The organism is Chloroflexus sp. (assembly GCF_034432675.1).
GTDB lineage: Bacteria > Chloroflexota > Chloroflexia > Chloroflexales > Chloroflexaceae > Chloroflexus.
Genome location: NZ_DAOUBI010000240.1, coordinates 1 through 20028, shown reverse-complemented (window position 1 = coordinate 20028; position 20028 = coordinate 1). Strand labels below are relative to the sequence as shown.

The following is a 20028-nucleotide window of genomic DNA, read 5'->3' as shown; positions in this document are numbered from 1 at the left end:
TTCCGATCTAGCCGTGCCATAACGCGCTGGATTGGTTGCCTTGCCCGCTCGTCATGCGCGTGGCGCAGCGTTTGGAGTGCGGCAGCCATGCTGCCGCAGCAGCCGTGCTTACGATCCGGTGCGCGTCATGCCGTTGACCTGCCGGTCACGAGGATGCAGTATGCTTGTCACGATCCTGAAGTCGGTCGGTAGAATGAGATAACTTCTGGTAGATGTTTTTGAAACAAGTTCTACCCTATTCCCGACCCGTTGGCAGAGAGCAGCTCAAGCCGTGCCATAACGCGCTGGATTGGTTGCCTTGCCCGCTCGTCATGCGCGTGGCGCGGCGTTTGGAGTGCGGCAGCCATGCTGCCGCAGCAGCCGTGCTCACGATCCGGTGCTTGGCCCGCCGTTGACCTGCCGGTCACGAGGATGCTGTGCGTACTCGTCACAATCATGGAGACGATCAGCAATAGGAGATGTTTTTGGAACAGGCTAGATGTTTAGGAGTACCGATGCCTTCGTTCTCTCACTGCAGGGCGGGCTGAATTGAATGTAACCAGGAGTTCCCAGTTTATTTCACCATCGTTGCAGAACTTCTCAATAAATCTTTGCGTAAACTGATTTACAATCGTAGCGTAAGCCCGATGAAATGCTTCATTTCGCTCTTTTGCTTCAAATCCTAGTGGTTCGATAATTTGCGTATACAATTCTTCCACACCACCTGAAATAAATGACCAGAAAGCCTGACCACACAGCTTTTGATAATCTCCCTTGTTCCCTGTATCTTGACCGTAACAGCATCCATTCACAGCAAAGACCTGAAGCTCAGGCTATGATTGCCGAATCTCTGCAATTGCTGTCTGAAAGTTCTCGCGCATCTTGCGAATTTGATCGGCGTTTCCCCAGTTCGGCCCTGACTTGATAGATACCAGGTAGTACTCATTCCCGGTTTGAAACTCTAAGTCAATGCTGGGTCGTTCAGATTTTTTGCCATTAAATGTACGTTTGCAAATGTGAATTGCCAATCCCTCTAAAAACTCACCAAACATTGTCTCTTCTCGTGAAGAGAGATGTGCATCAAGCAGAGAGCGAACAAGATCAGATGCAACTAAAATATTCTTTGCGCGAAAAAGGTATGGATTTTTGCGTCTCAAGATCTCCTCTAGCTCCAGGTTTCGCAGACTATTAAGCCTGGCTTCATGAAACTTGCCAATATGTTCCTGGACATATTGTCTGATGTCTGTCAGTAAAAGGGAATTACTCATAAGAGTCGTGGTGCTTCTTTGGCAATTTCTTTCTCAGCCAGAGCAAAATACTCCGGTAGTATCTCAATACCTATTGCACGACGATTCATGCGTCGAGCAACTTTAATCGTGGTACCGGAACCTATAAACGGATCAAGTACCATGTCTCCTTCGCGGGTAAAGAGTTTAATGAACCATTCTGGGAGTACCTCTGGAAATACCGCGCTGTGGCGTCGATTCTTTGTCTCCGTCACCAGGTGAAGGACGTTGGTCGGGTAGACCATCTCTCGTTCCAGCCAGTTTGTGACTCGCTCGCCGAAACCGCTCCCTACCCGTGAGTTGTCACGTACCAAATCTGTCTGACTTAGATTTCTGAGCCGTTTATCTGCCCATTGTCCCATCGGAATCATCACTTCTTCCTGAAACATTTTGAAGCGTTTTGTTTTGTTAAATTGTGGTGGTCGTTCCCAGGCATCTCGGAAACGGTTAGGCCATTTGCCAGGGTAGCAGTTTTTCTTGTGCCAGATAAACTCTTCTGTCCATAACCATCCCTGCTGTCGCAGGGCCAGTATCAGTTCAATGACGTATGTATGGTGCTCGTCGTTTTCTGCTTTTTCCTTGATATTCAGGATGAATGTGCCATCTGGTTTCAAAACATGCAATAGCTCCCGACCTATCGGCAAGAACCATTCTACGTACTTATCAGGATGAATACCACCGTAGGTGTTTTTTCTGCGATCAGCGTAGGAGGGTGATGTGAATATCAGGTCAACCGAGTTGTCCGGTATATCTTTGAGAACGTCACGACAATCACCCAGGATGAGCGTTGTGTTGTTGTCTATAGCGTCGCAGCCTTGCTACAAAATAAGAACATTGTTTCGTATTTTACTGTTTTCCCGTCTCTTCATCAACCACAATCACCCGCGTTGCTGCACGGCGCAGGCGATCCCGCAGGGCGCGTCCCAGGCCGGCTTCGTCGAGATCGCGGGTAAACATGCGATCTGGCCGGCGTTCGTCAAGCGCACGCAGTGCGGCGTATAGTCGCCGGGCAATGATAGCCGGATCAGAAGTCGGGCCGAGCGATTCCCGCTCAACCGGTAAGTCATGCATCAGCGCGAGGTCTTCCTCTGGCAAAAGGTGACCAACGCGCAGTCCACGGGCCAGCGCTGCTTCGGTTTCGGCGCGTAGCCGGGCGAGAACAGAGTCCGGTTTTCCACTAAACAGCCATAATTCGTGATCGGGAGCATAGTGGCGTTCGAGGAGACCGGGCGCAGTCAGGCCATGTGCTTCATCAGGGGTGGGCTGTGAACGGAGTTGAACCTCGCCGATCAGGTCGTGCAGTGTTTCAAGGCTAATCCCGCCAGGACGCAAAAGTGTCGGCGGATCGGTGGTGCAGTCGAGCACTGTGGACTCAATGCCAATCGGTGTGGCTCCACCATCAATCACCGCCGCGATCCGTCCATCGAGATCGGCCAGTACGTGATCGGCAGTGGTTGGACTGGTGTGTCCAAAGCGGTTGGCACTTGGTGCAGCAACTGGTACGCCGGCAGCTCGCAGCAGCTCCTGGGCAATTGGATGTGAGGGTACCCGTACCGCTACCGTTTCACGTCCGGCGGTCACTGCCAGCGGCACACGAGGGTGGCGTGGTACGATGAGCGTAAGTGGCCCTGGCCAGCAGGCCGCAGCCAGCCTGCCAGCAAGTGGCGGAACTGTTGCCGCCACCAGTGGCAGATCGGTGGCTGCCATGATGTGGACGATCAGCGGATCACTCGCCGGACGACCCTTCGCAGTAAAAATGGCTGCTACAGCACGCTCGTCGAGCGCGTGTCCTCCTAACCCGTAAACTGTTTCGGTTGGGAAGGCGACGAGTTCGCCACGCCGGAGAAGTTCGCCGGCCATAGCAATCGCAGCCGGTGAGCTGTCGAGCCGCTTGGTATGCATCAGCCTGTATTCTTTAATCCGGCAGCAATGCCGTTGATTGACATCAACAAAACCGTTTCCAATTCGCTCTGTTCTTCGGGCGGAGCAGCACGTAATCGGCGGAGCAGTTCAATTTGGACAAAGCTGAGTGGATCGATGTATGGATTACGTTGCCGAATCGCCCGCTGAAGTACCGGTTGATGAGCTAACAGATCGTTACGTTCGGTAATCTGGCAGATCATGCGTTCGGTACGGCGGAATTCGCTCTCGATCCGTTGAAAGATCCGTTCGGCCAGATGACGATCCGGCACCAGGCTGGCGTAAGCGCGGGCAATGTTCATGTCGGCTTTCAGCATGATCATCTGCGCATTATCCAGCAGCGTGCTGAAAAAGGGCCAGTGCTGATACATGGTGCGCAACAGGTGCAGGTGGTGCGGATCGGCTGCAACGAATGCTTCCAGTGCACTGCCCAGGCCAAACCAGCCCGGAATCGTGTGCCGACTCTGCATCCAACTAAAGACCCACGGAATGGCCCGCAGGTCTTCGATCCGATCACTCTTGCGGCGCGAGACCGGACGTGAGCCGATGCGTAGCCGATTGAATTCGGTCACCGGTGTGGCATTGCGAAAATAGATCAGAAAATCAGGGTCTTCGTAAACCAGTTGACGGTAGACTGTGCGTGCCGTTGTTGCCATCTCCTCCATCGCTGCCAGCCAAGTTGGTTCGGGCTGACGTACCACACCGGGAAAGCCCGCCCGCAACACGGCATTTACCACCTGTTCGAGGTGGCGATGGGCAGTACGCGGATCGAGATAACGGTCTGAGATCATTTCACCCTGATCGGTAACTTTGATCTGGCCGTGGAGGGTGCCGGGTGGTTGGGCGAGGATGGCCTGTCCGGCAGGGCCGCCGCCACGACCAACAGCGCCACCGCGGCCATGGAAGAGGCGCAAGCGAACACCGTGCCGATCGGTGACCGCTGTCAGTTCAACCTGTGCCCGGTAGAGTGCCCAGTTTGCAGCTACAAAGCCACCCTCTTTGTTGCTGTCGGAATAGCCCAGCATCACCTCTTGCAGATTGTCGCGTAGCGCCAGATGCTCACGGTATACCGGCAACCGGAGCAGTTCATCCAGTAGCACCGGTGCGCGTTGTAGGTCATCACCCGTTTCAAACAACGGCACGATATGTAACTGACTAGACTGGCCGGGTTGGTAGAGGCCAGCATCGCGGCAGAGCAGCAGCACCGCTAGCAGATCGCTGACCTGACTGGTGGTTGAGATAATGTACGTCTGAAAGATTTCTGGATCGAGTTGTTCGCTGATTGCCGCTATGACACGGAAGGTATGAATGGTTTCCGCAGTTGCCGGACTGAAATGGCTGAGTCGGCTGGGCGTAAGTGGGCGCGGTCGGCGAATTTCAACGGTCAACACTGCAATCCGCTCTGCCTCATCGAGCGCTTCGTAATCGTCGACCACACCGGCAGCGGCCAGGATTTCACTCAAGGCGGCTGTGTGCCGGCTGGCGTGCTGGCGCACGTCGAGGGTGGCCGCATGCAGATGGCAAACTGCCACCAGCGTCCGTACATCGCGCAACAGACCCTCGGCGATTAACACACTGCCGTTATTGCACAGACTGGCAGCGATCAGGTCGAGATCGGCCAAGAGTTCACAGCTCTGGTAGTAGATGTCGGGTCGCCGTGTAAGCGGTGGATCGACTCCCCAACGGGGCGTGTAGTTCAACGTGTACTGAAGGGTGTTGTGCAGCCTGGCCTGAATAAAATGGCACAACTGGCGGTATGGCTCGCAGCGGTAATGCGGATTGAGCGTCGCTGCGGCATCCGGCATCAACTCACGATATTCGGCGATTCGATCAATGATCGCCGTATCCACCTTCACCTGCTGCACCGACTGGCTCAAATCGGTGATCAGCCGATCAAGACAATCTATCAGATAACGCAGCATTGTGCTCCGCATCAGCCGTACCGTCTCGACCGTTACCTCTGGCGTCACGAAGGGATTGCCATCGCGATCCCCGCCCATCCAGCTTCCAAAGCGCAGAAATGGTGGTAAACGCCAGGGATGATCGGGATACGCTACGTGCAGCGCATCACCCATCTCGCGATAGATGTGCGGTAGAAGTTCCCAGAGGACGGTTTGGAAGAAGAACAGTCCATTCTCCACTTCGTCGAGCACCGATGGGCGACGATGACGCACATCATCGCTCTGCCACAATCCGACAATCTCCCGCTCGATGCGGGTGAGTGCGGCCTGACGGTCGGCAGGTAAGACCAACCGCTCCCCAAAGGTCAAATCGACCAGTGTGTCAAAAATGCGGCGCAGCTTGATCAGGATCGTGCGCCGGCGTGACTCGGTTGGGTGTGCCGTCAACACCGGCATAATCAGTGCGTGATCTAGCCATTTCTGAATTGCAGGCGCCGGTATACCGTGACGCTTCAGCAATTCGATAGCGTCGGCAATACTCTCGGCACGGGGCGCTGGCGCATGGCGCAGATCGCGCGCCCGTAAAACGCGCAGACGTTCAACCCCTTCAGCCAGATTGACCAATCCAAAATAGAGCGTAAATGCCTTGACCAGACTGCGTAATTGCGGCAAATCCAGATCGGCTATCAGTTGACGCAGCGTCTGTGGATCGGTGTGGGTTGACGCATTGCGGAGGTCTTTGGCCATCCGACGCACCTGTTCAACCAGTGCTAGCGCTTCGCTCCCGTGCTGACTGCTAATGACCCGGCCAAGTGCATCGCCTAGTGCTCGAATGTTTGCCGACAACAGATCATGTTCGTTAGCAGTGGTTCGTCCGCTCATACGTTTACTCGCCGCCTTCCGCCACCAGATCCTCAAGGTGGGCGACATCATTCATCCGTAATAGCCGCCAGCCACTTCGCCCGCGGACGATTTCGCTCAACGAGCCATTGTCTAGCCATAATTTGCTAAAGTTTATCAGGTCGAGACCGATAATGTGGCAGAATAAGGCGCGAATTGAGCCGCCATGCGAAACCACGATAATCGTCTCACCGTCGCGGTGAGCGGCTTCGATCTGGGCAAATGCTCGCAGCACCCTTGCCTGCAATTGGGCATAACTTTCGCCGCCAAGACGCACAGTTCGTGCCGGGTCGCGGTCATATTCGTACATATGGTCGGGGAAGCGCTGATAGAGTTCGTCAGGGGTTAACCCTTCCCACAACCCAACATCAATCTCGCGTAAGTCCGGCATGGCAACCGGTTGCAACTTGACGTATGCTCCAATGATTTCGGCTGTCTCCCAGGCGCGGGGCAGATCACTGCTGTAGAGTGCAACTGCCCCGCTATGAACCAATCGGATACCTGCCCGTCGTGCCTGTTCGCGCCCACGCTCGTTGAGCGGTATCGGCGCGTGACCCTGATATTGTAACGTTTGATTCCACGGCGTCTCGCCGTGTCGCACAAGAATGAGACGCATAACTCCTGTTGGTCGACGCAGCGCCGCCGTTTGCTCTGGATCAGCGTACCAGTTCACGACTGATCACGAGGCGCTGAATCTCACTTGTCCCTTCGTAGATTTCGGTAATCTTCGCATCACGGAAGAACCGTTCAACCGGATACTCTTTCGAGTAGCCGTTTGAACCGTGCAGTTGTACCGCTTTGGTTGCCACCCACATCGCCGTCTCTGAAGCAAAAAGCTTCGCCATTGAGGCATCTTTGATGAAATCAAGCCCCTGATCTTTGCGCCAGGCGGCTTCGTAGGTGAGCAAGCGGGCTGCTTTGATGCGGGTCGCCATATCGGCCAGTGTGAAGCCGACGGCCTGAAATTCGTGGATCGGTTTGCCGAATTGTTCACGGACTTTGCTGTACTCCAGTGCCGCCTCGAACGCGCCCTGCGCAATCCCGACCGCCTGTGCCGCAATGCCGATGCGACCAGCGTTGAGGATTGTCATCGCGATCTTGAAGCCCTGCCCCTCTTCGCCGAGCCGCCGCCACGCCGGTATGCGGTAGTCGTCATACGCCATCTGGCAGCTATGTGCGCTACGAATGCCGAGCTTGTTCTCGACTTTGACCACACGACAACCGGGGGCGTGGGTATCAACCAGAAATGCGGTAATGCCTTTCGTACCCTTGCTGGGGTCGGTCATCGCCATCAAGATGATCGTGTCGGCGTGATCACCGTTAGTGACCCAGTTCTTAACGCCGTTGATAATGTAGTAGTCGCCATTCCGCACGGCGGTTGTTCGTTGGGCTGCGGCGTCCGAACCGGCGCCCGGTTCACTAAGCGAGAATGCACCGAGCATACGCCCGCTTGCGAGCGGTACCAGCAGCTCACGCTTTTGCTCTTCGGTGCCGAATTTCTCGATCCCGTAGCACACCAGTGAGTTATTCACCGAGGCGATTACACCCAGTGACGGATCAACCCGCGAGAGTTCTTCAATCACTATCGCATACGAGACATAATCCATGCCGGCGCCACCGTACTCTTCGCTGACGGCAACACCCATCAGGCCGAGTTCGCCCATTTTGCGCACCAATTCGGCAGGCCAGCGGGCATGTTCGTCACGTTCAGCGACGGTGGGTTTGGCCTCTTTCTCGGCAAACTGGCGCACCATGTCGCGGAGCATCTGCTGATCTTCGGTAAGCTGGAACTCCATGATCGCCTCCTTCATTCGTATTTGCGCTTGCGCTGACCGCTATATCTCATTCTACGCGAGCTGTTCACCTCAAGCAAGCGTCGTCAGCCATTCACGCAGCAGCTCGCTTAGCTGATCGGGCGCTTCCAACATTGGCATATGGCCGACATTGACCAGGAGATGGTGTGGTACGCCAAGCCCGCTCGCCAGTTCGGCGCCGAGTTTGGGCGGGGTCAGGCGGTCGTCGCTGCCGGTGATCACCAAAGCCGGGCAGTGGATTTCACCGAGCCGGTTCCGCACGTCGAACCCATCACACGCCCGAAAATCGGCCAACAGGAGCGCCGGGTCAAGTGCGGCGTAGTCGGCAGCGGCTTCAGCCAAGAGCGTCGGGTTGGCGGAAGGGCTAAAGAGCCAGGTAGCCAGGGTTGTGATGGTTGCCTGTCGGGTCGTCGCATCACCGGCCAACCCATCGAACAGGGCGGGCGCAACTCGTAAACGGGCAGCACTGCCGATCAGACCCAACCCGGCAACGATCTGAGGCATCGTGATCGCGAGCTGCAAGGCAATCGCTCCACCCATCGAATGACCGATTATCATGGCTGGGGGTAAGGCAAGTACCTGGTGAAGCGCGGCGATCTGTGCTGCATAGCGTTCAATCGTGATCGGGCCGGCTTGTGGTGACCGACCGTGACCTGCTAGGTCAACAGCGATAAGCTGAACCGTTGGCGGTAACATGGCAAACAGTCGTCCCCAGTGACGACCACTCCCCCCGGCACCGTGAACAAAGATCAACGGTACCCCGGTTGTGCCCCGCCGCATCACGAACAGATCACCGGCTGTTGTCGTTACGAGCGGCATCAGCCCATAATCTCATCAATCGCGGCAGCCAACGCAAAGTCTTTCTCAGTCAACCCGCCGGCATCGTGGGTCGTGAGCGCCAGTCGCACCCGGTTATAGCGAATGTCGATGTCGGGGTGATGGCCGGCAGCCTCAGCCAGAAACGCAACGTGGGTCACGAACGCAATCGCCGCCGGAAAATTAGCTAACCGAAAGGTACGGACAATCTCGTTGTTCTCAAGGCTCCAATCGGGTCGCCGAGCCAACTGTTCGGCAATTTCAGCTTCGCTTAAGCGTGGCATAGGAAATACTACTCCTTGTTACTATCAAACTTGACGGGTAGATTAAGAGTCGCTGATAATGATACCACAGGCTACGTCGGGCAACGAACGCTACTCATCTAGGTCTCGCCACCGTTTGTTGCGTGTTTGGCCTGTGGACGCAAGACTTCCGCGTCCATCTGCCAGGCGCGTATAGCATACGCCGGCCACCTGTTCGCCACTGCCAATCCAGAGAGGGATCAAAGCGGAAGACTCACGGCAATTCGGCTAACCGCTGAATCAGACCGGCAAAGTTTTCGAACGGCAACGCACCACGCACGATCTGACCGTTAATGATAAAGTTCGGCGTTGAGTTAATCCCCAAGCGGGTAGCCGTCTCAACCTCGGCGATAACGGTCGCTTCAGTTGCCGGATCGTCGAGACAGGTACGCAATTGTGCTGTATCCACACCGAGTTCTCCGGCCAGCTCGATCAGTACATCCCGGTCACGTCTAGGCACCCCGCCCCACTCAACATTGTGGGTTTGAAACAGCATCTCATACACCGGCCAGAACTGCCCCTGTGCAGCGGCGCAATGGGCCACGCCGGCTGCCAGTACTGCCGAAGGGTGGATCGAAGTCAGCGGAAAGTCACGTACAACGAGCCTGACAACGCCAGTTTCAACGAATTCGCGCACAATCCGGGGGCGCGACTCACTAACGAAGCGGGCACAAAATGGGCACTCATAATCGGTAAACTCGATCATAAGCACCGGTGCATTCGGATCACCCATTGCCCGTGGATCGTCGTCGGTGAGCTTCAGCAGTTCGACCAAATCAACAGGTGGCCCAGGAGTAGGTGTCGGACGGCTCAGTTCAGTTGGGGCCGGGGGGACGGTAGGCAAACCTTGCAAGGCTACCTGAGTCTGGCGAAGTTCCACTGCCGAGCGGGTCGGTACTGGTGGTGCTGCACTGCCACAGCCGGTCACAACGAACACGAGTATCAGGAGTAAAGAAAAGCGCATAGTCTTGTCGTGACGATCATTTACTGCTATTCAATTCGGCGGCTGTAGCCGTTTGCTCGCCATCCGTACCGTGAGTATTCTGCTAAATGCCCACCTTACTGCCCGGCCATACACGTATCAATCTCGTTTAGAGTATAGAAACCCGGCTTCCGCCCTCTATGGCTTGCGTATCGTGCGTGTATAGTACAGCCACTTTAGCATGAGATCAAATCCGGTTGACCGGCAGCAGTTCGTACTCGTGATCGCACCATCATGCCAGCAACCTGAGCGCAGACACGGAGAACGGCGTTTCCCCTGCCCACGCCGTGGGATCACCCGCTGGTGCGGAAGCGGTTTCCCAACTGGCTTACCCGTGGCGCAGTGCGTACCCATTACCCATGTCGATACATGTTCCCGGTAATGGAGATACGCGAGTGCAGGCTAACAGCCTTCCCCACCGGCTAGTATCAAATCTTGCTCAACAATGTGCATCGTTCAGGTATGATCCACTGCTGAAGCATCACCAGATGGCTACCAGCGAGTTGCCGGTGGACAACAGCGTTTACACCTGTACCGGCAGCGGTTGTTAACATCGCCGGCTGACACTCTCTACCCGTCGGCGGCGGCCAGCGCAGTTGCCGCACCCAGTGGTCTGGTTTCACCACGGGCAAAGCCGGGAACATCAACCCGTTGCAAAATCACAATACAAACCAGCAACCCAATTGCTTCCAACAGGAAGACACTGGCGTAAGCTAAAGGCAGCGATCCGCTTATCCAGAGTGCAATATCACGTACTGCACCGCCGGCAAAGATGCCGAGACCCCGGAAGAGAAGCTGAGTCATCGACCAGAGGCCAAGATAGGCCGCAGCATGGCGTTCGGTGGTCATTGCGGCCAGCAGCGAGACCGCACCGACTGTATAGATGCCAAAACCAAGCCCGAACATGACCAGCACCGGGATCAGCAGTGCCTGCCACTCGGTGATCGCCAGCACACTCAACAGGAAGAGCGGCAGCGCAGTCAGGGCAAGACCCAACATCGCCACCCCAGTCTGCTCGTGAGCTGCTCGGTGACGGGTAAAGTAGACGGTTGCTAGCAGGCTGATCACCACGCCGACACCCCAGTAGGCATTGAAGCGCGTTGTCTGACCATTGTCCAGCCCAAACACATCGCCACCAAACGGTTCGAGTACGGCATCCTGGGCGAAGGCGCTGACTGCACCAAGAGCGAGGAAAAGGAAGAAGCGGCGCGCACGCACATCAGACCACATCTGCCGCAGGAGGGGCAGGAATGGCTCAGGTGGGGTCGGGTCAGTTTCGACCGCACTGGCCGGTCGTTCGGCTCGCCAGAGTGCAAAGGCAATAAAGCCAAAGGCGATGCTCATACCGATCAACACCAGCCGCCAGAAGCTGGCCTGATCGTACACCGGCATCAAACGACCATAAATAACACCGGCCACCGGGAAGCTGATCACCAGGAACACCTGGACAATCGCCAGTGCCTGCCCGCGCCGGGCCGGCGGTGCACTATCGCGCACCAGACTGAGATAGGTACTCCCTGAAATGAGCGTCCCAACACCGTAAATGAGAAAGGCAAAAAATGCTAATGACCACCCTGCAACCGATGCCGGATCGGTTGCCAGCAGAGCTGTCACAATCGGCAATAAAGGCAGTGAAAGCAGCATCGGCAAGCGCCCACCCCAGATGAATGGGAGCCGGCGTAAAGTGCCCGGCGGGCGCAGATCAGAGCGATAACCGGCCCAGATACTGAGTGGAGCGAGCAGGTAGCGCAATGCCGAGAGGAGTGCAACCGGTGTCGCAGCCAGCGCCAGGTCGGTGATCAGCACTCGATTGAGAACCCCTGATGTCAACAAATCGATGAACGATGAACCGATATGAAAAGTACCCAGCTTGAGAGTCCGAGGGACATTCAATCGTTGCTCAGTCGTCGGTTCCACACTCTACTCCTCTGTTGTTTCATATCCGCTCACAACAGCCAGTTGGACTTCATTCGCCACGCGACTGATGCGTCGCAGCAGCCGTGCACTCTCCGCGGGGCGTACATGAGCTTCTTCGGGCAAATCCATCGCCGCCTCAACCAGCGAATCGCGAAAAAAGAGCGCTGCGGCAATCGCATCTGTTAACGGCAGTCCTGCCGCACGGGCCAAACGGGCATAGCTGTGACCAATTGCCCGTGCCTCATCAAGGAGTGGACTCTGCTCGTCGTGGGCGCTGACGTAACGCAACACAACACCCATCAACTGCTGGCCAACCCGTCGCCATGCCAGCCGCTCCTGCTCGTTCATCGCGTGCATCCAGGCCGGTGCCGACGACGAATGCGCCAGTTCATTACGAGTCTGGGCCAATGCTTTGCTAGCCAGGACACTACTAATCGATTGCGATGGTAATGGTCGGCGCGAAGCCAGGGCCAGAATGTCGGCGCGGGCAAAACGACGGTGTCCACCCGGCGTGATATAGACCGGCACGGCACCTTCATCTGCCCAGCGCCGGAGGGTTGAGGCATGCACGCCGAGAAGCTTACTTGCTGCCGACAGCGAAAGATAGGTTGCTGTTTCCTTGTCGCTCATAGGAGTTTTGTTAAATCTTTTTAAACCTATTCAAAGTATAACATATCTCCCGCTGCACCAAAGACGGTACAGCGGGAGAAGCGCGCACTTATGCGTAAAGTTGTCTTATTTCAACCGAAAACCGAGTCGATGCAGCACTTCACGCAGGACATCACGACCCGAAAGGGTATGCGGTCCGGCAACCCGACGGGCCGAGTGGTCGACCCAATCGCCTTCTACATTCATCTGTTGGGCCGCGTAAAAGGCGCTCATTGTCGCGTTGTAGCGTTCGACAGCGGGTGGTATCTGCTCTGGCCGGTAGACTTCCCGGTGAAGTACCGACTCCTGGGGCAAACGTGGTTTAATCGCTGCCGGTCGTGCCGGATTGGGACGACCCACGCACATCCCGAACACCGGCATCACTATCGGTGGCAGTTGTAACTCAGCCGCTACCTCCAGTGGATGATTGCGAATGGCGCCAATGTAGACGGTGCCAAGGCCGAGCGACTCGGCTGCAACGACAGCATTCTGTGCTGCCAGGGCCGCATCTATCACACCCACCAGCCACATTTCCAGGTAGTCAAGCCCCTCGTGTGGCATCTGCCGGGCATCAGCCGCCTGGGCAATGCGGTGCAGATCGGCCAGCCAGACCAGGAAAAGCGGTGCCCGCCGAATCTGGTTTTGGTCGCCGGCCAGGGTCGCCAGGCGATGCTTACGTTCGGGGTCAGTCACCGCAACTACGCTCCACGTTTGAAGATTTGATGATGTGGCCGCAGATTGGGCCGCTGCAATCATGGTTTCAAGCGTGCCTTCCGGCAGTGGTTCGTTACTGTACGAACGCACAGAACGGTGACTCAGTAACAGATCAATGATCGGGGTACTGATAATGGATGGCGGAATATCATTGCCGTAACGCTGGCGTAAGAGTTCTTGCGTTGTGGTTGTGGTATCGGTCATAGACAATGGTTCCTCTACATGATTGGTTGTTAAGTCAAAGATATGCCGATTATACACGAAACTACGCGACATCCGGTAAAGAAAGGTAACATCAAATCTGGTGTAATAAAGGATCAGTATAGTTGGTCCCTATCGCTACGGCGCAGAGAGCTTTGGCTCTCCAGATCGGCACGAATAGAACCGGTTCGGTGGAAAGGGTGTGCAGCCACAATGTCGTGCAGGCTTCAGCCACACAATAGTGCTGATGACCTCGTGGTAATGAAGCAAAGGGCGGCCGGTCTGTCAATAGATATATCGGTTTCAATCTGGTACAAACTGATGCTTATGACAAGAGTTACGGACAGTTCGATTCTCCGTTGGCAGGGAAAGATGTTTGGATGACGATCTCTCACCAAGGCACGAAGACCACAAAGAACATCTTGGTGTCTCTGTGTCTTGGTGAGAAAAAGGATCACCAATGAACGAAAATGCAATTGGAAAAGTCATTGTATCATTGTAGATTGCGCCGTCAAACTCCACATGGATTTAGGCCCTGGCCTGCTCGAAAGCGTCTATGAAACCCTTCTAGCTCACCGCCTGCAAAAAGCCGGCCTGCACGTCAAACGTCAGGCGCCCATTCCAATCATCTTCGACGGCATCCAATTTGACGAGGGCTTTCGCACCGACCTCATCGTAGATGATAAGGTAATCGTAGAACTCAAATCAGTGGAACATATCCATCCCTCACATCAAAAACAGGTCCTCACCTACCTCAAACTGACCGGCCTCAAATTGGGCTACCTGCTCAACTTCGGTGCCCCGGTGATGAAAGACGGCATCTGGCGCATCATCAACGGCAAACTCGACTAACTTTGTGCCTTTGTGTCTTTGTGAGAAAACGTCTCTGTGAGAAATCAACGGAATCCTCTCTGAAACGTGACCCGACTGCGTATGTTGCGGCAACGCTGATTTGGCGCTTTTGCTCTCAGGTGTGGTGCCCGAACTCTCTTACACTAGATTTGATATAAAAAACACAAAGCGGGGCGAATTTTCATCACCCCGCTTCGTCTCTTCAAGACAGCGTCAATTGTTACCCGCCAGACGGCGCAGATTGTGTCTCATCGCTAGATTCATCGCGCCGCTGAGCATCAATAATCGTAATCTCCGGTGTAGGCCGCTCTGGTGCCGGTAACACAACCGATTCGCGGCGACGGCGTACCAGTGTGGTCTGCGAGCGCGATAGGGCAGCAGCAAAGCCGAAGGCCGGTCGTTCGGGCTTCTCATTCGGTGGCAGGTAAGGATGCTCTGCCTCCACCCGTGCTAGTATCTCTTTCACATCGATGTCGGTCAACTCGTTACGCAAGATCAGAGCTTCAGCGATGGCAATTACTGCCATGCGATTCTGTTCGAGCATCTGCTTTACGATGCGGTACTGCTCTTGCAGAATCGCTTCTACTCGTGGCTTAACATCAGGTGCCGACAAGCCCTGCATCCCAAAGAGCAGGTACGAGAAGAAGCTGTTATCCATCCCATACGCACCGACCATCATCGCCGCAATGCCGGTAGCGCTCTGTAAATCACTGGTTACACCGCTCATCTGGGTACCGAGGAAGAGTTCTTCCGCAGCCCGGCTGGCCAGTGAAATCTTGATCCGATCCAGCAACTCCTCGCGGGTACGGGTGTGAATCTCTTCTTCCGGTTTCCATGCCGCGAAGCCAAGGGCATTGCCGTGACGGACAATAGTCACTTTCGTGAGGCGCTCTTTCTTCAACAGCTTCACCGCAGTGTAGGCGTGACCTGCTTCGTGATACGCGATTCGGCGCCGCTCTTCATACGACATGCTGCGAATTGGCTGCTTCAGGCCCCACTCATGAATCTCACGCGCCTGTGTGAAGTCCCAGTAGTTGATTGCAGCCCGACCGTCAAAGTGCGCATGAATGGTTGCCTCATTGATCACGTACTTGATCGCAACCGGGGTGTAGCCAATGGTGTCGGCAACCATCCGGTCAATGGGCATTGGTTCATGCTTCACCTTGCTCAGATAGTACTCGATCACCTCACGGCGTCCATCGGCATCGGGTGGCTCAACCGCGATCTTGCGATCAAAGCGACCAGGACGGAGCAGTGCGGCATCGAGTGTCTCGGCAAGGTTGGTAGCCGCCATTGTCAGTACCGGCGGCATTTCTGCCTTGCCACGGCGTAAACCGACCAGACGCAGCAACTTACCCCACCAGGTCTGCTCTTGTGGCGGTGGATCCATTTGGAGCAGCAACTCATTGAGCAAGCTGCTACCACCACCCATCATACCGCCAACCCCCATCACTACATTCTCGCGGTTATTCATCCCGGCACCGGCAGCTCCTGTCCCCATCAGGTTTGAGCTGCGCGCCATTCCGATGGCATCAATCTCATCTATAAAGAGGATGCAGGCACCATATTCGCGGGCTAAACGGCGAGCTTTGCGGTACAGATTCATCACCTTAATATTGCCCATGCCCATCCAGGCTGAGAGCAGAGAGGGCGCACTCAAGTACCCAAATGGCACCCCAGCTTCGGTCGAAATGGCCTGTGCTAGATAGCTCTTCCCGGTACCGGGCGGGCCAATCAGCAGAATACCACGGGTGACTTCACCACCCATCTGCTTGAACTCTTTGGCACCTTTCAACAGGGTAACCACTCGACGAGCCGCTTCCAGTACCTCTGGATTACCGCGATAATCTTTAAAGCTCACGCCTGTCTCTCCCGGCTTAACCCAGTAGATGCGGGTACGGGCCATGAAGAAGTACATGAGCCAGAACTGAAAGCCGATGAAGAAGAAGAGGTAAACGGCCACCGGGATGATCTGCAAGATAAGATTGCCAATTTCACCGGTGATGATGATGTTGAAGATACCCGGTAGGAGATTAGCCGCCAGCCAGATACCAATCGTCAGGAAGATCATTGCTCGCAGAAAACGGAATAACTTCCAGTTCCAGCGCTCGAAAAGCTTGGCGATCTTCTTCTCCAGCTCTTGCTCGCGATTGGTAGCGGAAGAATCGGGGGTTGGGCGGTAAGGCTCGATTGCCATGCGCGACTCCCATTTCTGAATTGACGTAATGACTGCGTATAACGACAGCAATTACAAGGGGAATAGGCCGTGATTAATGCAATAACTTTATAATGAAGTATACCGACAGAGTATTATTCGGTCAAGGCGAGAAAAATGAGAAAGCATTAAGGAAATGCAGTGGCGCGACTGGCGGCGATGGCTTGATGGCCTATCAGTAGTTGTGTTACTGGCCTATAGCTGGCTGGCCTGGAGTGTGCAAACCGGCACGACCGTCATCGATCCGGTTTATACCGATCTCCGCGAGCGTGGGGTGTTGCGGGTAGCGGTTGATGTCGGTTACCGGCCCTTTGTCGAGGAGCGAGATGGCCGGCTGGTGGGGTTTGACATCGATCTGATTACGGCGCTGGCCAACGAATTAGGGTTTGAGGTTGTGTTCGTGCGGAGTGGGTTTGATGCACTCTACGACCAGTTAACTAGTCGTCAGGCCGATCTGATTGCTTCGGCTCTGCCTTACGCACCAGAGCAAGGGTATCGTGCGCGCTTCTCACAGCCTTATTTCGATGGGGGCTTGATGCTACTGACCAGGAACAATAGCACTATCGCTGATCTTGCCGATCTGCGAGGGCAGCGTATCGGTGTGGTACTGGGAAGTGAGGGTGACGCGCTGGCGTATCGCTTTGCGCAGACAACTCCGCTGTACCGCTATACCGCTGATGAAGCCGACCCCCTGATTGAGGCATTGCAGCGCGGTGAAGTTGATGCGATTATTCTCGACCACGTTACCGCATTGGGTGCATTGGCGACCGGTGATCTGCGGATTGCTACCGCTCTCAGCTACGAGCCGTATGTGCTGGCTATGCCGGCGTCAGCTTTTCAACTGGAAAGTGAAATTAATCGTGCGCTGGATCGGCTGAAGGAACAGGGTGTGCTACACGAGTTGCAACGGCGCTGGATGCTGAAGGGTGAGTAGTATATGTCATACGGCGGGCCTTGTAGGGGCACGGTATGCCTTGCCCCTACGTCTACGCCGACGAAAATCCGGCAGATCGGTCACGTGCAGCCAGATGTGTCAGCGGCATGCCGTTCCCCTACCGCACGCCGACGACAACCCACGAGCGACCAGGCGTATGATGGTGCGTTGCTCGCCGGTCATGGGCACGACAAGTGGGCGATGCGGTAGCCTTCTACCCACCATCATTGAATCGATAACCAACATGCGGCTCGGTGATGATGTAGCGTGGATGAGAAGGGTCTGGTTCAATCTTCACCCGTAAACGGCGAATAACCCCTTTGACGTAATCAGTTGAGTCGATATACTGCGGTCCCCATACTCTCTGGACAATCTGTCGCGCAGTGACGACACCATCGCGATGCGCCACCAGTTCGGCCAATACCGCGTATTCTATCGGTGTCAGATTGATCGTTTCCCCTTGACGCTGCACAATACGACGGTTCGTGTCAATCACCAGATCGGCACATTGAATAACCGTCTGTTCACTTCGGCCACGACGTAAGACTGCCCGGATTCGGGCCAGCAGTTCACTCAACCGGAAGGGCTTAACCAGGTAATCATCGGCGCCGTTATCAAGTGCAGTAACAATATCCGCTTCGGCACCTTTCACGCTAATCACAATGATCGGGGTTGAACGTTGCTGGCGGATTCGCTGACAGACAGCAATCCCGTGCAGCGATGGCATGACGAGATCGAGGAGCACCAGATCGGGAGCAAGGTGGCCAAACTTCTGCAATGCGCTCTCGCCGTCGTGTGCGATAGCAATGTTGTATCCCTGTGCCCGCAGTGATGGCGTGATCGCAGCAACAATTCCCGGATCATCGTCGACGATAAGGATGCGCTGGTTCATACCTGCTCTCCTCCGTGAAGCTCCAACGGGCACCACGTAGTTGGTTGATCGTTGATGAACGGTAGGGTAATTCGAAATACGCTCCCACCTCCCGGTCGTTCGTCCACCCAGATGCTTCCCTGATGCGCAGTAATGATCCCATGACAGATCGCAAGCCCTAAACCACTCCCGCTCCGGTGGCTGCGTCGATCACGTTCTAAACGGTAGAATCGGTCAAAGATGCGGTGCCGTTCGCTTGCCGGAATGCCCGGCCCACGATCACTAACACTCAGCACCAGATCGGTGTGTGTACAGAAGGCTTCCAGAGTGATCGGCCCCTCAGCTGGGCCATACTTCTGAGCATTTTCCAGCAAATTCCATAGTACCTGTGTGATAAGTGACGGGTCGATATACAGCAGTGGCAGTGTTGGTGATACGTATACTTCAACGTAACAGGCTGGATATTGCTGGTGAAAGCTGATCACAACATCTTGTACCAGAGCGTTGAATTCAACCCACTCGCGGTCGAGCGGGAGTGTTCCTGCTTCAATCCGCGAGAGATCGAGCAGTTGATCGACAAACCGACTCAGGCGTGCTGTTTCACGGGCAATATTCGATAGCAGGGCTCGATGTTCACTGGGTGATACGTGATGTTGCCGCTCTAGTAAATCTTCGACTGAGGCACGAATCGCAGTCAACGGCGAGCGAAGGTCGTGTGATACACCGGCAAGCAAGGTGCTCTTCAAATGATTTGCTTGCCGTAAAGCTTCATTCGCGCTTGCCACCTGACGCAGGCGGGCATTACTCAGTGTCAGCCCCAGTTGCTGGGCAATGGTTAACAGCAGCGTCAGGTCTTCACCGCTGATATGGCGATGAGCACGACTCCCGATTAACAGGGCACCGGCATTGGTGGCGTGGAGGATCAATGGCAATGCTACCAGATCACAAAATCCATGAAAAGGCAACAGCGTGGCTTCAGGAGCAACAGCGTGTTGACGACACAGCCAGATTGGTTGGCCTGTGCTGATGACAGTGTCGATCAATGCCAACATGTGCGTCTGCTCAATAGCAATCTCCGGCACTGCAGTGACTGCCAGTTGTTTCTCTTCTTTGAGAACAATTATCCCTACATCGAGATTAGTGAGGGCCAGAATACGTTGCAAGACAATATCGATCTGGCGGATCGGATCGAGGAGGGTGCTAAGAAACATGGCCAGGGTATTCAGCACTTCGGTCTGCGCTGCATATGCCTGTAAGTCGGTGTAGAGACGCGCATGCCGTAAGATGGCTGCACTGTGCGTTGCCAGCGTTGCACCACTCTGTTGGTCAATCTCGCTCCAGGGCTGTGCCGGTAGACGTACAGCTAGAATGACGCCACTAATATCGGGTAGTGGAAATCCGATTATTTCAGTGGTAGGTGTTATTGCACGCTTGAGAAACGGGCCAGGAGAAATACGCCAGCTCAGAATGGTTGGATCATTGATAGCTTGTTGGAGCGAGGCCAGTGCTTGGCGTCCGATTTCTCCTGGTGCATGCCAGACATGCGTGCGTGGTGAGTCTCCCGGATGTCCTTCCACGAGTATCACACCGTTGGCATTGAGTAAGCGCCCCATCTGTTCTGTGATCACGTTGGGGGCGTAAGCCGGATCGAGCACACTGCTCACAATCCGTATCGTATCGGTTAGACACTCAAGCATGTTCGCTGGCTCACCACTCGTCGTTGTTGAACCGGTCATTGTCAGTGGTGTCCAGCCGGGAAACGTTCGTGGTCGGATC

Annotated in this window: 16 protein-coding genes and 1 pseudogene; 2 read left to right on the top strand and 15 right to left on the bottom strand. The window is 55.2% G+C overall.

Features of this window, described 5'->3' with window-relative positions; genetic code table 11:
* Positions 1–482 precede the first annotated feature (482 nt).
* From VAE55_RS18195 to VAE55_RS18140, 12 genes and pseudogenes are all read right to left on the bottom strand, one after another.
* Positions 483–1247, bottom strand: a pseudogene (locus tag VAE55_RS18195) (PmeII family type II restriction endonuclease).
* Positions 1244–2068: a DNA-methyltransferase gene (locus tag VAE55_RS18190; RefSeq protein WP_416181220.1), complete on the bottom strand. Its 825-nt coding sequence runs from the start codon at positions 2066–2068 to the stop codon at positions 1244–1246. Before VAE55_RS18190 ends, VAE55_RS18195 begins: the two are co-directional and overlap by 4 nt.
* A gap of 43 nt (positions 2069–2111) precedes the next feature.
* Positions 2112–3167, bottom strand: a complete 1056-nt coding sequence (locus VAE55_RS18185; protein WP_322817136.1) for an L-threonylcarbamoyladenylate synthase — start codon at positions 3165–3167, stop codon at positions 2112–2114.
* Positions 3167–5968 (bottom strand): phosphoenolpyruvate carboxylase, encoded by a 2802-nt coding sequence (gene ppc / locus VAE55_RS18180; protein WP_322817135.1) that lies wholly within the window; start codon positions 5966–5968, stop codon positions 3167–3169. Before ppc ends, VAE55_RS18185 begins: the two co-directional genes overlap by 1 nt.
* 4 nt (positions 5969–5972) lie before the next feature.
* A complete protein-coding gene (locus tag VAE55_RS18175; protein ID WP_322817134.1) occupies positions 5973–6602 on the bottom strand; it encodes a histidine phosphatase family protein in 630 nt (209 codons plus the stop codon).
* 40 nt (positions 6603–6642) lie between these two features.
* Positions 6643–7782 (bottom strand): acyl-CoA dehydrogenase, encoded by a 1140-nt coding sequence (locus tag VAE55_RS18170; protein WP_322817133.1) that lies wholly within the window; start codon positions 7780–7782, stop codon positions 6643–6645.
* Positions 7783–7851: 69 nt separating this feature from the next.
* A complete protein-coding gene (locus VAE55_RS18165) occupies positions 7852–8619 on the bottom strand; it encodes an alpha/beta hydrolase (RefSeq protein ID WP_322817132.1) in 768 nt (255 codons plus the stop codon).
* Entirely contained in the window at positions 8619–8900 is a 282-nt protein-coding gene (locus VAE55_RS18160) for a 4a-hydroxytetrahydrobiopterin dehydratase (RefSeq protein ID WP_322817131.1), read from the bottom strand. Before VAE55_RS18160 ends, VAE55_RS18165 begins: the two co-directional genes overlap by 1 nt.
* 232 nt (positions 8901–9132) lie before the next feature.
* Positions 9133–9882 (bottom strand): DsbA family protein, encoded by a 750-nt coding sequence (locus tag VAE55_RS18155; protein ID WP_322817130.1) that lies wholly within the window; start codon positions 9880–9882, stop codon positions 9133–9135.
* Between the two features lie 588 nt (positions 9883–10470).
* The gene (locus VAE55_RS18150; protein WP_322817129.1) at positions 10471–11817 is read right to left on the bottom strand and encodes a BCD family MFS transporter; all 1347 of its coding nucleotides are present in this window, start codon (positions 11815–11817) and stop codon (positions 10471–10473) included.
* Positions 11818–11820: 3 nt separating this feature from the next.
* Entirely contained in the window at positions 11821–12447 is a 627-nt protein-coding gene (locus VAE55_RS18145; RefSeq protein WP_322817128.1) for a helix-turn-helix domain-containing protein, read from the bottom strand.
* A 105-nt stretch (positions 12448–12552) separates the two neighbouring features.
* Positions 12553–13383: an NADPH-dependent oxidoreductase gene (locus VAE55_RS18140; RefSeq protein ID WP_322817127.1), complete on the bottom strand. Its 831-nt coding sequence runs from the start codon at positions 13381–13383 to the stop codon at positions 12553–12555.
* 519 nt (positions 13384–13902) lie between these two features.
* Between VAE55_RS18140 and VAE55_RS18135 the strand changes: the two genes are divergently transcribed.
* Positions 13903–14232, top strand: coding sequence for a GxxExxY protein (locus tag VAE55_RS18135; protein ID WP_416181219.1), 330 nt, complete (start codon positions 13903–13905; stop codon positions 14230–14232).
* 220 nt (positions 14233–14452) lie between these two features.
* Here VAE55_RS18135 and VAE55_RS18130 read toward each other — a convergent pair whose 3' ends face one another.
* On the bottom strand, positions 14453–16429 hold the full coding sequence (locus VAE55_RS18130) for an AAA family ATPase (protein WP_322817125.1): 1977 nt from the start codon (positions 16427–16429) through the stop codon (positions 14453–14455).
* Between the two features lie 154 nt (positions 16430–16583).
* Between VAE55_RS18130 and VAE55_RS18125 the strand changes: the two genes are divergently transcribed.
* Positions 16584–17381 carry an ABC transporter substrate-binding protein gene (locus tag VAE55_RS18125; protein WP_322817124.1) on the top strand — a complete coding sequence of 266 codons (798 nt, stop codon included), beginning with the start codon at positions 16584–16586 and terminating at the stop codon, positions 17379–17381.
* Between the two features lie 214 nt (positions 17382–17595).
* Here the strand turns inward: VAE55_RS18125 and VAE55_RS18120 are convergent, their stop codons facing one another.
* Positions 17596–18273 carry a response regulator transcription factor gene (locus tag VAE55_RS18120; RefSeq protein ID WP_322817123.1) on the bottom strand — a complete coding sequence of 226 codons (678 nt, stop codon included), beginning with the start codon at positions 18271–18273 and terminating at the stop codon, positions 17596–17598.
* On the bottom strand, positions 18270–20028 hold a 1759-nt coding region (locus VAE55_RS18115), incomplete at its 5' end, for a sensor histidine kinase (protein WP_322817122.1). The genes VAE55_RS18115 and VAE55_RS18120, both read right to left, overlap by 4 nt.

Bases quoted from the DNA above. Each gene is read 5' to 3' on its own strand.
- VAE55_RS18160 (WP_322817131.1), bottom strand. From the start codon at position 8,900: ATGCCACGCTTAAGCGAAGCTGAAATTGCCGAACAGTTGGCTCGGCGA.
- ppc (WP_322817135.1), bottom strand. From the start codon at position 5,968: ATGAGCGGACGAACCACTGCTAACGAACATGATCTGTTGTCGGCAAAC.
- VAE55_RS18155 (WP_322817130.1), bottom strand. From the start codon at position 9,882: ATGCGCTTTTCTTTACTCCTGATACTCGTGTTCGTTGTGACCGGCTGT.
- VAE55_RS18175 (WP_322817134.1), bottom strand. From the start codon at position 6,602: ATGCGTCTCATTCTTGTGCGACACGGCGAGACGCCGTGGAATCAAACG.
- VAE55_RS18165 (WP_322817132.1), bottom strand. From the start codon at position 8,619: ATGCCGCTCGTAACGACAACAGCCGGTGATCTGTTCGTGATGCGGCGG.
- VAE55_RS18125 (WP_322817124.1), top strand. From the start codon at position 16,584: ATGCAGTGGCGCGACTGGCGGCGATGGCTTGATGGCCTATCAGTAGTT.
- VAE55_RS18120 (WP_322817123.1), bottom strand. From the start codon at position 18,273: ATGAACCAGCGCATCCTTATCGTCGACGATGATCCGGGAATTGTTGCT.
- VAE55_RS18170 (WP_322817133.1), bottom strand. From the start codon at position 7,782: ATGGAGTTCCAGCTTACCGAAGATCAGCAGATGCTCCGCGACATGGTG.
- VAE55_RS18135 (WP_416181219.1), top strand. From the start codon at position 13,903: ATGGATTTAGGCCCTGGCCTGCTCGAAAGCGTCTATGAAACCCTTCTA.
- VAE55_RS18145 (WP_322817128.1), bottom strand. From the start codon at position 12,447: ATGAGCGACAAGGAAACAGCAACCTATCTTTCGCTGTCGGCAGCAAGT.
- VAE55_RS18130 (WP_322817125.1), bottom strand. From the start codon at position 16,429: ATGGCAATCGAGCCTTACCGCCCAACCCCCGATTCTTCCGCTACCAAT.
- VAE55_RS18140 (WP_322817127.1), bottom strand. From the start codon at position 13,383: ATGACCGATACCACAACCACAACGCAAGAACTCTTACGCCAGCGTTAC.
- VAE55_RS18185 (WP_322817136.1), bottom strand. From the start codon at position 3,167: ATGCATACCAAGCGGCTCGACAGCTCACCGGCTGCGATTGCTATGGCC.